Below are 12635 nucleotides of genomic sequence, written 5' to 3'. Positions count from 1 at the left end.
CCATGATCGGGGACCCTGGTTTGCCCGTGCGCGGCGGGGGAACCCGATGAGTATGCGTTTCGGATACAAGTTGTTCGCCGAGAACTTCGGGCCGCGGGAGCTGATCCGGCAGGCGGAGCGGGCCGAGGCCGTGGGATTCGACTTCGTCGAGATCAGTGATCACTACCATCCGTGGGTGGAGGCGCAGGGGCATTCGCCGTTCGCGTGGACGGTGCTGGGCGCGATCGCCGCGCGTACCCGGGATCTGGGTCTGGCCACCGGCGTGACCTGCCCGACGGTGCGCTACCACCCGGCGATCGTGGCGCAGGCCGCGGCGACGTTGCAGATCGTCTCGGACAACCGCTTCACGCTGGGCATCGGGGCGGGGGAGCGGCTCAACGAGCACGTGGTCGGTCAGGGGTTCCCGAGCGTCCGCGGGCGGCACGAGCGGCTGGCCGAGGCGCTCGACATCATCAACCTGCTGTGGCAGGGCGGCTACCGGTCGTACGACGGGAAGCATCTGACCCTGGAGGACGCGCGGGTCTTCGACCTGCCGGAACAGCTGCCCGTGATCGCGGTCGCGGCCGGTGGGAAGGACGCCGCGGAACTGGCCGCGACGCATGGTGGCGGGCTGTTCACGACCGAGCCGCGTAAGGATCTCGCCGAGACCTACGCGAAGGCCGGTGGCCAGGGCCCGCGGTACGCCGAGGTCGCGACGGCCTGGGCGACCAGTGAGGACGCGGCGGTCGAGTCGGCGCTGAAGCTCACGCCGTGGGCGGTCACCGGCTGGAAGGTGATGAGCGAGCTGCCGAACCCGGTCAACTTCGAGGCCGCCGCGGCCACGGTCACCGCCGACGACATCCGCGAACAGTTCGTCGTCGGGCCCGACCCGCGCAAGTACGTCGAGCAGGTCAAGACCTACGCCGAGGCCGGGTACGACCACCTGGTGCTGATGAACGCCGGCCCGGACCCGGACGGCTTCCTCGACTTCTACGACAAGGAACTACGGGACGTGCTCACGAAGGAGGTCTGATCATGCCGGCTGGTTCGAGCCCCAAGCGGGAGCGGCAGTACGAGCACATCAAGCAGGGACTCAAGAAGAGCGGCCGGTCCGAGGGTGTGGCCGAGGAGATCGCCGCGCGGACCGTCAACAAGGAACGCGCCCGGGCGGGCGAGTCGCGGACGGCCAGCAAGAGCTCGCTGAAGGACGTGTCGTCGGGCCACCGGGGCGGCAAGCGGTCGCACAGCGGACCCGGCGGCCGGACGAAGGAGCAGCTCTACAACGAGGCGAAGCAGAAGAACATCAAGGGTCGTTCCTCGATGTCCAAGGCGGAGCTGGAGAAGGCCGTCAACGCAAAGTGATGACGGCGACCGGGAACTTGCGGTCGGTCTTCTTTTCGTAGTCGGCGGCGTCCGGCCAGTACGCGCGCCAGATGCCGTACAGGCGGTCCCAGTCGTCGTCGCGGCCCGGGCGGACCACACGGTGGTCCGCCTTCACCGTGTCGGTGTGGTACTCGACGGTGACCGGGCCGTCGACCGCCTCCAGGTTGGCCACCCACACCGGGTCGGAGGGGCCGCCGCCGGCGCTGCCGCAGACGATGAACGAGTCGCCGTCGGACGCCGCCACCAGCGGGTTGATGGTCACCTTGCCGGTCTTGCGGCCCGGGGTGTGCAGCAGGAGGGTCTCTTTGCCCTCGAAGTGGCCCCCCAGCACGCCGTCGTTGGCTCGGAACTGCTCGATGATCGTGTCGTTGAACGAAGCCATGCCACCAAGATTAGTTGACGCCGGGAAATTCCACCAAAAAAGTGGGAGCCCGGCGGCCATCAGGTCCGCCGGGCTCCCGGAAACAGCAGATCACAGGTTGGCCGCGCCGGCCGCCGTGGCCTCGGCCACCGCGTCGGTGCGCCGCTCCGACGCCCGGGCGTCACGCGAGCCCGAGCGGTCGGCCGTGACCGACTTGGCGGCCTTCTTGGACGCCGCCGCCGTCGCGGTCGAGTCGCCGACCACGCCACCGCGGATGCGGTTGTTGGACGCCACCACGGCCGCCGGGTTGTTCGTCTGCACGGTCAGCACGCCGTCGATGATGTTGTCGTCGACGGTCACGCCGCCCTGGGTGTTGGTGATGCTGACGTCCCGGCCGAAGTAGCCACCGGACGCGCAGCCGTCCAGGGCGCCGTTCGGGCCGAGCTGCACGCCGCCGAGATTACCGGCGAACGTCGCCTTGCCCCGGACCGCGCTGCCGCAGACCACGCTGCCGGTCGCGCTGTTGAGCACCGAGAGCTGGCCGTCAACGAACGAGTCGTGCACGTCCGTGTAGTAGGTGCCGGAGCTGTTCACCGCGCCGGTGACCTGGGTGTTCTGGTCCAGGCGAACCTCGCCGGCGCTGGCGTTGACCGCGCCGGTGATGGTCGAGCCCTCGACGAACAGGAACGAGTCGACCGTCGACGCGCCCTTGGCCCGGACCGTGATCGTGCCGGTCCGCGCCGACTTGAGGAAGACGCCGTAGCCACCGGACGCGACCACCACGGTCCCGCCGATGTCGGAGTTGCCGGCGTCCAGGTACCCGTTGGCCGCGACCTGCACGTTGCCGCTGACGTGGCCGCCGGTGACGACCAGGTTGGCCCCCGCCGCCACGCTGACGTTGCCGGTGATCGTGGTGCCGGTCAGCGCGCACGACTCGTTCGGCGGGACGTAGAGGTCGTTCGGCACGGTGACGGCGCCACCGGTGCCGATGCAGTAGGTGACCAGGTCGGCGCTGGCCGGCGCGGCGCCGACGAGGACACCGGCGGTGACGGCGGCCGTGGCCGTGGCGAGCTGGGCGACTAAGCGTCTGCGCATCGTGGATCTCCCCGATTCGTCGGTGTTCGAAAGATGGGTCATGAGCCGACCGTCGATCGAGCTGCCGCCCGGACGATGGCGCCCTGCTGCCGCGGGGTGAGCGTGCCCGGGACGAGCGGTCCGGTGACCGTCTCGACGTGCCGGACGAACGCGGCGTGGTTGGGGTAGGGAGCGAACTCGGCGACCAGGTCGTTGACCGTGCAGCCGTCCCCGGTGTCCCGGTTCGGGACCCTGGTGTCGTCGGTCCCGATGATCACCGTGGGCCGGGTGTCCGAGGCGGGACAGGCGTCCTCGCCCGAGGTGACGACGGTGAAGGTCACCGACTTCTCCGGCGCGGTGTTGCCGGCGTTGTCGGTGGCGCGGTACTTGAGGGTGTGCGCGCCGGCCGTCCGGACCACGACCGGGGCCGTGTAGGTCGTCCAGCCGCCGGCGTCCAGCGCGTACTGGATCCGCGCCACGCCCGACTCGCTGTCGGTCGCGGTGACGGTCACCGTCGCGGCGCCGACGAAGTTGCCGTCGCCGTCCTGCTCACCGGCCGCCGAGGCGGTCGTGGCCGGAGCGGTGGTGTCCGGCTGCGGCGGGGCGACCACGGTGAAGGTCACCGACTTCTCCGGGGCGGCGTTGCCGGCCTGGTCGGTCGCCCGGTAGCGGAGCGTGTGCGCGCCCACGGCGGTCACCGCGACCGGCGCGGTGTACGCCGTCCAGGCGCCCGAGTCGAGCTGGTACTCGACGGTGGCCACGCCGGAATCCGCGTCGGTTGCGGTCACCGTGACGGTGGCCGTACCGATGTAGTTGCCGTTGGTGTCCCGGGAGCCGGCCACGGTCGCGTTGGTCGCCGGGGGAGTGGTGTCCGGCGTGGGCCGCGCGACGACGGTGAACATCGCCATCTGCTCGGCCGACCGGTTCCCGGCGTTGTCGGTGGCGCGGTAGTGCACCATGTGCGAGCCCGGCGTGTTGACCACGACCGGCGCCGTGTACGGCTGGTACGCGCCGCCGTCGACGTTGTACTCGATCAGGGCGACCCCGGAGTCCGCGTCGGTGGCGGTCACCGTGACGGTGGCCGTACCGATGTAGTTGCCGTTGGCGTCCTTGTCACCGGCGATCGTGTGACTCGCCGAAGGCGGGGTCACGTCCTCGTCGCCGGGCTCGACCACCGTGAACGAGACCGAGCCGACCGCCGAGGTGTTGCCGGCTTTGTCGGTGGCCCGGAACTGCACCGAGTGGTCACCGAGCTCATCGACCACGACCGGTGCGGTGTACGGCAGGAAGCTGGTGTCGTCGACCTGGTACTCGACCGTGTCGACCCCGGACCCGCTGTCGGTCGCGTTGACCGTGACGGTGGCCGAGCCGACGTAGTCGCCGTCGTCGTTCCGGTTGCCGGCCACCGAGCCGGTCACCGTCGGCGGCGTGGTGTCCTCGACGGGCCCGCCGGTGACGGTGAACTCGCCGACCATCGTGCTGTGCCCCGGGATGGAGCAGAAGTACCGGTACTTGCCCGGCGTCAGCACCACGTCGATCACCCAGCGGCCGTTGTTCTGGTCGAACGGGCTGGCCAGCTGGTTGACGTTGACGTCGTGGTTGTAGCCCTCGGCCGAGGTGTCGAAGGTCAGCGTGTGCGGCATGCCGATGTTGTTGCCGGTCGCCTCGCTGTTCTCCCACACGATCGTGGTGGCGCCGGCAACGGCCGACGACGGCGCCGATTTGTAGCGGGTGATGTCACTGTCAGCGGTCCAGTTCAAGGTCTGCACCGCCGCCGCGGCGGGGGAAGCCCCCGCCACGACGAAGGTGCTGACCAGCAGGACCAGCGCCGCGAAGGCAGCGCGGATCTTTAAATTCACAGGGGCCTCACGCGAATGTTGCGGAACTCGATGAGATCGGCGTCGCCGTGGTTCTGCAGCCCGAGGAAGCCCTCGGTGAACTGCCGCAGGTCGGTCGGCGGGTCGCCGGCCCGGGACGACTGCTTGCCCGGGGTGTTGTCGAACTGCTTGATCACGACGCCGTTGCGGATGATCGTGTAGCGCTGGCCGACCACCCGGAGTTCGTAGTCGTTCCACACGTTCTTGGCCGTCGGCCGGGCCTGGGTCAGGTTGTTCGGGTCGAAGTTGTAGATCGACCCGGTCTTCTGCGGCTCGCCCGGTTCACCGTCGTAGATCTGGATCTCGTGCCCGCAGTAGATGGCGACCCAGGCCTGCGAGTCACGTGCCGACCCGATGGTGTCGCATCGGCCCGCCGGCCGCTGGGCCAGCGGGGTCCGCGGGTCGGGGAACCGGGCGAACAGGCCGCTGTTGGCCCGCCCGGTGCCCGGCGCGATGTCCTTGAACTGCGTCTTCATCGAGAAGTTGGCGTAGTTCTTGGTGTAGTACAGCATTCCCAGGCCGCCCGAGGAGCGCAGCGACCCGTCCGGCTGGATGTTCCACTGCCCGGAGGGCGCCATCTCCCAGCCGTTCAGGGAGGTGCCGTCGTAGATCGCCTCGGTGTCCGCGTGTCCTTCGCGGCCGATCGCCGACGCCGCCGCGAGCCGGGTCAGCGTGCCCGCCTCGCGAGCGGTCAGCCGGCCCGCGTCCTGCTGGGCCTTGGCCACCGCGGTGACGTGGCGGACGAAGCTGTCGTGGTCGTCCCACGCGGCCTCGTCGTCGATCAGGTCGTTGATCGTGCAGCCGCCGGTGGTCGCCTTGTTCGGCACACCGGTGTCGGTGTCCTCGAGGAACACCGTGCCGCGCTGGTCCGGCACCGCACAGCCGACGTTGACGACGGTCTGCACGGTGGACTTGATGCCGTCCGCGTAGGTGATCGTCAGCTTGGCCGTGAAGGACCCGGTCCGGGTGTACGTGTGCCGCGGGTTCGCCTCGGCCGACGTGGTGCCGTCGCCGAAGTCCCAGGCCCAGCTCACGCCGCCCGACTTCGAGCCGGTGAACTGGTAGGTCAGCGCCCGGTTCTGCACCGCGACCGAGGTCGCGGCCGGCGCCGGGGTGGCCGGTCCGCCGGTGTAGATGGTGCGCTGCAGCTTCTGGTTCGGGGTGAGGCTGAAGAAGCCGCCACCGTAGTCCAGCGTGTAGAGCGCCCCGTCCGGACCGAACTTGGCGTCCATCCAGTCCTGCACCCGGTTGTCGGCGCTGCCGCCGGGGAAGATCGCCCGCAGCGTCTCCGCGAACGGAGGCGGCGACTGGGTGGGCACGCCGGCCGGGTCGACCGTCACCGCGACGCGGTTCTGGGAGTTCGACTCGTCACCGATGAACCACTTCTTGTCCCAGTAGCTCGGCCAGGCCACGCCGCTGTTCTGGTCGACCAGCTCGGTGTGGTAGGTCGGGCCGGACATCACGGCCTGGCCGCCGCCCCGCAGGTACGGCTCGGTGTAGGTGGCCTGCGCCGCGATGTACGACGGGATGCCGCTGCCGTCGGCGCGCGGCGGGAAGATCGGGCCGCCACCGTCCGGCGCGTACCAGATCATGTTGTTCCGGGCCGGCGGGATGTCCACCAGGCCGGTGTTGCGCGGCGAGTTGTTCTTCAGGTTGTCGCAGTTGTACCAGCCGGTCAGGACGGTCGCGTCGGTGTTGCTGCGGTCGCGGTACGGCTGCTTGTTGCCCATGCAGTACGGCCAGCCCTGGTTGCCCGCCGAGGTGATGATCGTGGCGGTCTCGTACTTGGCCGGGCCGAGCTCCGGGTTCGGCGAGGCGGCGTCCGGGCCCACCCAGGCGGCGGTCAGCCACTGGGTCACCGGGTCGATCTGCAGACGGGAGATGTTGCGGACACCCATCACGTAGATCTCGGCGCGCGTCTTGTCGGTGCCCGGCGGGAAGAGGTTCCCCTCGGGGATCGTGTACGTGCCGTCCGCCTCCGGGTGGATGCGGATGATCTTGCCGGCCAGGTCGTTGGTGTTGCCCGAGGTACGGCGGGCGTCCTGGAACGAGATGCCCTGGTACTCCTGCGTCCAGTTGTTGCCGGAGTAGCCGCTGGAGCCTTCGGACGAGTTGTTGTCGCCGGAGCCGACGTAGAGGTTGCCCTTCGCGTCGAACGCCATGCCGCCACCGGCGTGGCAGCAGCTGTGGATCTGCACCGGGAACTGGAGCAGGTCCTTGCGCGTACCCTGGTCGATGGTCTTGGCCGCGGGGTCGTAGGTGAACCGCGAGACGGTCCGCTGGCCGACCCGCTTGACCCGGTCGATGCTGTTGTGCGGCATCCAGTAGACGTAGAGCCAGTGGTTCTCGGCGAACTTCGGGTCCGGCACGATGCCGAGCAGACCCTCCTCGTTCTTCTGCAGCTCGCCGCCGGCGCCGCGGTTGCCCATCACCTCGAGCGTGGTGAGCAGCTTGACCGTCTTGGTGACCGGGTCCCACTGGTGGATGGTGCCGCAGCCCTTGCCGACGTTCGGGTTGTCCCAGCTCTCGATGAAGCCGGACGGGCAGGCCGCCTTGCCGACGTAGAACACGGTGCCGTCCGGCGCGATGGTCAGGCCGTGCGGCTCACCGATCTGGTCGAGCTGGCCGGTCTGGTTGCGCGCGGTCAGCCGCTCGGTCTTGTAGTTGGCGGCGATGGTCGCCTGGCAGTCACCGCGGACGATGCCGGTGGTCCACTGCAGGGCGCCGGAGAGGTGCTTCTTGAAGGCGTCCTCGCCGTAGCTGCCCGAGGTGTGGCCCATGCCGGTGTAGAAGGACCGGCCGCCCTCGTAGTCACGGCACCAGGAGACCGGGTGGAACGCGCCGTTCGCGCCCTGGCCCGGGTTGTAGTGCCGTTCCTCGACCTGCGCGACGGTGTGCACCGTGCCGATCGGGTTCGGGTCCCAGTTGTACCAGCGGTCGGTCCGGGTGACCTTGAGCGGCAGCGACTTGGTGGACGGGTGCTGCCGATCGAGGATGTCGACCACCGACTGCACGGCGGCCGGCGGCTGCGGCGCGGTGGTGCTGCCGGCGAACAACCGCCAGTCGGCCAGCTGGATCAGCGGCTCGCCGTTGTTCGCGGTGATGTTCAGCCGCCAGTAGCGGTAGGTGGCCGGCGTGGCCAGGTCGAACCGCTTGTTCTGGAAGCGCTCGGCCCAGCTCTGTCCCGCGCGGGTCTCGACGTTCTGCCAGTCCGAGCCGTTGGTCGAGCCCTGGAGGGCCCAGTCCTTCGGGTCGCGCCCGGGGAAGTCGTTGGCCGAGGTCAGCGCGTATCCGGTGATCGCCTTGGCGCTGCCCAGGTCGTAGGCCACCCACCCGGTCGGGTTGAAGGTCAGCCACTTGGTGCCGGAGTCGCCGTCGGTGAGCTTCTCCTTGGTCTCGTTCGGCGGGTTCTCCGCGCTGGCGGTGACCGCCGAGACCGGCTCGGCGTTCGGCAGCGCGCCGACCGGGCGGGTGCCGATCAGCCCGGTGAACCAGGCCGAGTCGAGCTGCGCCTGGGCCGCGTCGCCGATGCCGAGGAAGCCGCCGCCGGACTTCACGTAGGCCTGGAGCGCCTGCTCCTGCGCGGCGTTCAGGGTCGCCTTGTTGGCCGACAGGAACACCACCGACCGGTACGCGGACAGTCCGGCCGTGGTGAACGCGGCCGGGTCGCTGGTGACGGTGACGTCGGCGCCGGCCGCCGCGCCCAGATCCTCGATGGTCTGCGCCGCGGTGGCGACCGGGTCCTGCTGGTCGGCGGCCGGTCCGTGGAAGACCAGCACCTTGATGTCCGCTGCCGCCGCCGCGGTCTTCGGCGCCGCCTGTGCCAACGTTGTCATCGTCGGCGTCAGCGACACCACGACCACGGCAGCCGCGGCTCCGGCGAGAGCCCTGTGTATCCGGCCCCCGAAACCGCCTCTAGCTTGTCTCAGCCCTCGCCTCATCCTCGCTGGCCCCCTACTTCGTGTGGTCCATGGCGTTGTGCGCCGTGGACATCTGGGACATGTGGCCCTTGAACCGATCGATATCCGCCTGGGCGGCGGCCGGCACGCTGCCGTCCGCGTTGCGCACCAGGAAGATCCCGGCCATACCGGTGTCGGAGTGCTGCTGCACGTGGCAGTGGTACATCCAGGCGCCCGCGCCGACGTGCTCTCCGGCGATCACCTGGAAGCCGAACGAGCTGCCCGGATTCAGGTCTTTGTTGTCGGTGACAATGCTCGGGTCGTTCGGCCCCTCGAGCATTCCGGTGCGGTTGTCGGCCCACCGGTGGGCGTGCAGGTGGAACGTGTGGATCAGATTGCCGTGGCCGATCGCTAGCCATTCCACCCGTTCGCCGAGATTGGCCTCGAACGTCGGCGTGTTGGTCGTCGGCCGGTTGTTGATCATCATTTCGTTGAAGACGACGGTGAATGTCTTGTCCGGCAGGATGTCGCCGCGGCGGCGCACGATCAGCCCGCCGTAGAGCCCGCGCAGGACGCCGGCGGTGCCGTGGTCGGTGCCCATCGCGTGGTCGTGGTAGTGCCAGTAGCCGGCGCTGCCCGGCATGAACCGGCGCCCGGCCGCCGCGGTCATCTCGTGCGACCGCCAGATGTAGGTGCGGGTCTCGCCCGGGTTGTTGAACGAGTTGTTCAGCGGCGCGCCGTCCGAGACGGTGTCGTAGTCGACGCCGTGGGCGTGGATGGACAGTCGCTGCGTGGTGTTGTTGACCAGGGTGATCTCCATCGTGTCGCCCTCGTACATCTCGAGGAGCGGACCGGGGATCGAGGCCTGGCCGGGCGCGAGCCCGTAGCCGTACTGGTTGTTGCCGAGGGACTCGGCGTAGATCGTCACCTTCTTCGTCGCGCCGGTCGCGGCGGCCGCCGGGCCGGTGCGCACAGTGGACGCCGCCAGGCCGATGGCCGGCGCGGCCAGGCCGACGCCGCCGGCGGCGATCAGCGTGCGGCGGGAGAACGTGAGGCCGTTACCGCGGGGTTCGCGGTCCATGCCGGACGCTTCGTCCATCTCTCTCCGTTTCGCGGCCGGGCGAAAGGCGCGCGCGACAGAATTGCGTGCACGGGACGATACGTCGACCGGCACGCTGAATCCGCACCGCTCGATATGGTGGGGTCGAGTGGTGCTCGCGGGGGCTTTGGCTCGGCTGACTCAGAACTTTCGGTGGTTGAGAAGAACTTATGGTCTCCATAGACGAAAGTAAAGGTCCACCGGCAAAAAGCGTTTACTCCGGTGTAACAACGCTGGTCAATGTGTCAGGGATGTCCACTGTGTGCCGGGACATCGATCAGCGCCAGTGGCGCTTGATCGACCGACTGACCAGGGGCGGAACCACCCAGGAGTACACGCAGAGGATCAGCCAGAGCCCGGCGGACACCGCCGACAGACCGGCCAGGCCGACCGCCCGCAGGCCGTAGATGATCACGATGGCGGCGATCCAGGTCTTCAGCGGGCCGAAGCGGATGATCGGGCGGATCGGCACCAGTAGAGGGTGGCTGGCGATCTTCGCCTCCAGCGCCGACTCGGCCCACGCCTGCTCACCCGGCGCCGAGGCGGCCGCCTGGCGCAGCCCCGAGTATGCGTCGCCGACCTGGCCGCGGGCGGCGCTGGTGCTGCCCAGCAGGGCGTGCGCGGCCGGGTTCTCCGGATAGGCGGCCACGAACTCGCGGGCGATCCGCTGCGCCGCCCGGTCGTCGCCCCTCGCGTACGCCAGCTGCACCCGCGTCGCATAGACCGTCGGCGCGTGCGGGTCCTGCGCGGCGGCGCGATCGACCAGCTTCGCGGCCTTGTCCATCTGGTTGTCGGCGATGCAGAGCCGGGCGTACGCGCAGAGCAGGTCGGCGTCGTTCGGCGCCAGCGCCAGGCCGTCGAGCAGCGCCCGCTCCGCCACCTGGAGATGACCCAGCTCCTGCTCGGCCCGGCCCAGCAGGCGCAGCAGATCGGGGTCGGGGCCGCCGGCGGTCAGCCCCTGCCGGGCCGACTCGGCCGCCTCGGGCCAGCGCTCCAGGTTGGCCAGCGCGACACAGCGCAGGTAGTGGGCCCGTGCGCTGATCGCGTCGCTCGCCGGCAGCGTCGCCAGCTCGGCCAGGGCCTGCTCGGGGCGGTTGGCACCCAGCAGGGCGGTGGCGCGCTGGAAGACCTCGGTGCTCATCGCGCCACCGCGTAGATCACGATGACCTGGAGGAGAACCAGCCCGATCGCGCTCAGCAGGCCCGGCCGTACCAGGCTCGCCGGCTCGCCGTCGCCGTACAGGTAGGCCCGGAACGGCCCGCGCTGGAACGCGATCACCGCCAGCCAGGCCAGCGAGCCGGTGATCGACCCGAACAGCCGCACCACGTTGTCGGCGTCGGTCATCAGCGCGGCCACGATCCACAGGGCGAAGCCGGCCATCCCCGCCAGCCCGATCAGCGCCACCCGCGAGCCGGCCAGGCCCAGCCGCCGCGCGTTGATCGCGCCCAGCACCCCCGCGGTCAGCGGGCCACCGAAGAACGCCGGGTAGAAGATCGACTCCGGTCGCCACGGACGCCTGCCGGAAACCGGACGTTCCCGGACAGTCGGGCTGAACAGGTCGTCGGTCATCGGTCGGTCCCGTCTCGTCGGTCGGACGCACAGCATAATGGTCGGCCATGAGCAACTCGCTGATCGAGAGCATGATGGCCGCGGTCAAGGCCAGCCCCGACGACCTGCCGCTGCGCCGGCACCTCGCCGAGCTGCTCATCGCGGCCGGTCGCGGCCCCGAGGCGGTCAGCCACCTGGCCGTGGCGCTGGCCCAGGAGCCGGCCGACTCCGGCACCCAGGCGTTGATGTCTCAGGCCCTCGGCGGCGCCCCTCCTGAGGCCTCTCCGCCGGCCTCTGCGCCGGCCTCTCCGCCGGCCTCTCCGCCGGCTGACGAGAAGCGCGGCGTCGACTGGAAGGCGTACGAGAAGGAGTTGGACGGCGCCGTGCCCCCGCGCTTCGCCCGCGCCGACGACGAGCCCGACCCGATCGAGGGCGACCAGGACCGGACCATCGACATCGAGCTGTCCGCGGTGAAGCTCGCCGACGTCGGCGGCATGAAGGACGTCAAAAAGCGCCTCGACCTCGCCTTCCTGGCCCCGCTCAAGAACGAGAAACTGCGGTCCATGTACGGCAAGAGCCTGCGTGGCGGCCTCCTGCTGTACGGTCCGCCCGGCTGCGGCAAGACCTTCCTGGCCCGGGCGGTGGCGGGGGAGATGGGCGCGCGGTTCGTCACCGTGTCCCTGGTCGACGTGCTGAACATGTGGATCGGCCAGTCCGAGCGCAACCTGCACGAGATCTTCCAGGCGGCCCGGCGCAACGCGCCGTGCGTGCTGTTCCTCGACGAGGTGGACGCGCTCGGCCACAAGCGGAGCCAGATGCAGAGCTCGTCCATGCGGACCCTCGGCAATCAGCTCCTGGCCGAGCTGGACGGCATGGAGGGCACCAACGACGGGGTGTTCGTGCTGGCGGCGACCAACGCGCCCTGGGACGTCGACCCCGCCCTGCGCCGGCCGGGCCGGCTCGACCGTACGGTGCTGGTGATCCCGCCGGACGCCGAGGCCCGCGCCGCGATCCTCGAGGTGCACCTGCGCGACCGCCCGATCGCCGGCATCGACCTCAAGCGCCTGGCCGCGGCCACCGACAAGTTCTCCGGCGCCGACCTGGCCCACCTCTGCGAGACCGCCGCCGAGTACGCCATGCACGACTCGGTGACCAGCGGCCACGTCCGCATGATCGAACAGCGCGACATGGAGGCGGCCCTGCAGGAGGTGCGCCCCTCCACCGGCCCCTGGCTGCAGACCGCCCGCAACGTCGCGATGTTCGCCAACGAGGACGGCGCGTACAGCGATCTGGCCAAGTACCTGAAGAAGAACAAGCTCATCTAACTCGAAAATCGACCGTGACCAGATACGCGGCAGCATCCCGCGGCGCGAAGCGGCGTGGGATGGGTCTTGGTTGAAGCGGTGACTTATGCG

The 12635-nt window shown here is 69.9% G+C and carries 10 protein-coding genes; 3 read left to right on the top strand and 7 right to left on the bottom strand.

Features of this window, described 5'->3' with window-relative positions:
- Window positions 1-46 precede the first annotated feature (46 nt).
- A complete protein-coding gene (locus AB0M54_RS42465) occupies window positions 47-1012 on the top strand; it encodes a TIGR03557 family F420-dependent LLM class oxidoreductase (protein WP_364321630.1) in 966 nt (321 codons plus the stop codon).
- Between the two features lie 2 nt (window positions 1013-1014).
- On the top strand, window positions 1015-1341 hold the full coding sequence (locus tag AB0M54_RS42460) for a plasmid stabilization protein (RefSeq protein ID WP_364321627.1): 327 nt from the start codon (window positions 1015-1017) through the stop codon (window positions 1339-1341).
- On the opposite strand, the gene AB0M54_RS42455 is transcribed toward AB0M54_RS42460, so the two are convergent.
- The 7 genes from AB0M54_RS42455 to AB0M54_RS42425 all read right to left on the bottom strand — a co-directional run bounded on the left by AB0M54_RS42455 (window position 1328) and on the right by AB0M54_RS42425 (window position 11241).
- Window positions 1328-1744: a nitroreductase/quinone reductase family protein gene (locus AB0M54_RS42455; RefSeq protein WP_364478052.1), complete on the bottom strand. Its 417-nt coding sequence runs from the start codon at window positions 1742-1744 to the stop codon at window positions 1328-1330. The two genes, AB0M54_RS42460 and AB0M54_RS42455, sit on opposite strands and share 14 nt — an antisense overlap.
- Before the next feature lie 90 nt (window positions 1745-1834).
- Window positions 1835-2818, bottom strand: a complete 984-nt coding sequence (locus tag AB0M54_RS42450) for a hypothetical protein (RefSeq protein WP_364321621.1) — start codon at window positions 2816-2818, stop codon at window positions 1835-1837.
- Between the two features lie 38 nt (window positions 2819-2856).
- Entirely contained in the window at window positions 2857-4656 is a 1800-nt protein-coding gene (locus tag AB0M54_RS42445; protein ID WP_364321618.1) for a copper-binding protein, read from the bottom strand.
- Window positions 4653-8501, bottom strand: coding sequence for a ThuA domain-containing protein (locus tag AB0M54_RS42440; protein WP_364478049.1), 3849 nt, complete (start codon window positions 8499-8501; stop codon window positions 4653-4655). Before AB0M54_RS42440 ends, AB0M54_RS42445 begins: the two co-directional genes overlap by 4 nt.
- Before the next feature lie 127 nt (window positions 8502-8628).
- Window positions 8629-9672: a multicopper oxidase domain-containing protein gene (locus tag AB0M54_RS42435; protein ID WP_364321612.1), complete on the bottom strand. Its 1044-nt coding sequence runs from the start codon at window positions 9670-9672 to the stop codon at window positions 8629-8631.
- Window positions 9673-9949: 277 nt separating this feature from the next.
- Entirely contained in the window at window positions 9950-10813 is an 864-nt protein-coding gene (locus tag AB0M54_RS42430; RefSeq protein ID WP_364321609.1) for a tetratricopeptide repeat protein, read from the bottom strand.
- Complete coding sequence (locus tag AB0M54_RS42425; RefSeq protein ID WP_364321606.1) at window positions 10810-11241, bottom strand: hypothetical protein; 432 nt, start codon at window positions 11239-11241, stop codon at window positions 10810-10812. Before AB0M54_RS42425 ends, AB0M54_RS42430 begins: the two co-directional genes overlap by 4 nt.
- 47 nt (window positions 11242-11288) lie before the next feature.
- Here AB0M54_RS42425 and AB0M54_RS42420 point away from each other — a divergent pair, with 47 nt between their 5' ends.
- Window positions 11289-12545 (top strand): AAA family ATPase, encoded by a 1257-nt coding sequence (locus AB0M54_RS42420; protein WP_364478046.1) that lies wholly within the window; start codon window positions 11289-11291, stop codon window positions 12543-12545.
- Window positions 12546-12635: the final 90 nt, after the last annotated feature.

This window comes from Actinoplanes sp. NPDC051470 (assembly GCF_040682035.1).
GTDB lineage: Bacteria > Actinomycetota > Actinomycetes > Mycobacteriales > Micromonosporaceae > Actinoplanes.
The sequence above is the reverse complement of the archived record's forward strand: the minus strand, read 5'-3'. Positions and strand labels throughout refer to the sequence as shown.

Bases quoted from the DNA above. Each gene is read 5' to 3' on its own strand.
- AB0M54_RS42450 (WP_364321621.1), bottom strand. From the start codon at position 2,818: ATGCGCAGACGCTTAGTCGCCCAGCTCGCCACGGCCACGGCCGCCGTC.
- AB0M54_RS42425 (WP_364321606.1), bottom strand. From the start codon at position 11,241: ATGACCGACGACCTGTTCAGCCCGACTGTCCGGGAACGTCCGGTTTCC.
- AB0M54_RS42460 (WP_364321627.1), top strand. From the start codon at position 1,015: ATGCCGGCTGGTTCGAGCCCCAAGCGGGAGCGGCAGTACGAGCACATC.
- AB0M54_RS42435 (WP_364321612.1), bottom strand. From the start codon at position 9,672: ATGGACGAAGCGTCCGGCATGGACCGCGAACCCCGCGGTAACGGCCTC.
- AB0M54_RS42430 (WP_364321609.1), bottom strand. From the start codon at position 10,813: ATGAGCACCGAGGTCTTCCAGCGCGCCACCGCCCTGCTGGGTGCCAAC.
- AB0M54_RS42455 (WP_364478052.1), bottom strand. From the start codon at position 1,744: ATGGCTTCGTTCAACGACACGATCATCGAGCAGTTCCGAGCCAACGAC.
- AB0M54_RS42420 (WP_364478046.1), top strand. From the start codon at position 11,289: ATGAGCAACTCGCTGATCGAGAGCATGATGGCCGCGGTCAAGGCCAGC.
- AB0M54_RS42465 (WP_364321630.1), top strand. From the start codon at position 47: ATGAGTATGCGTTTCGGATACAAGTTGTTCGCCGAGAACTTCGGGCCG.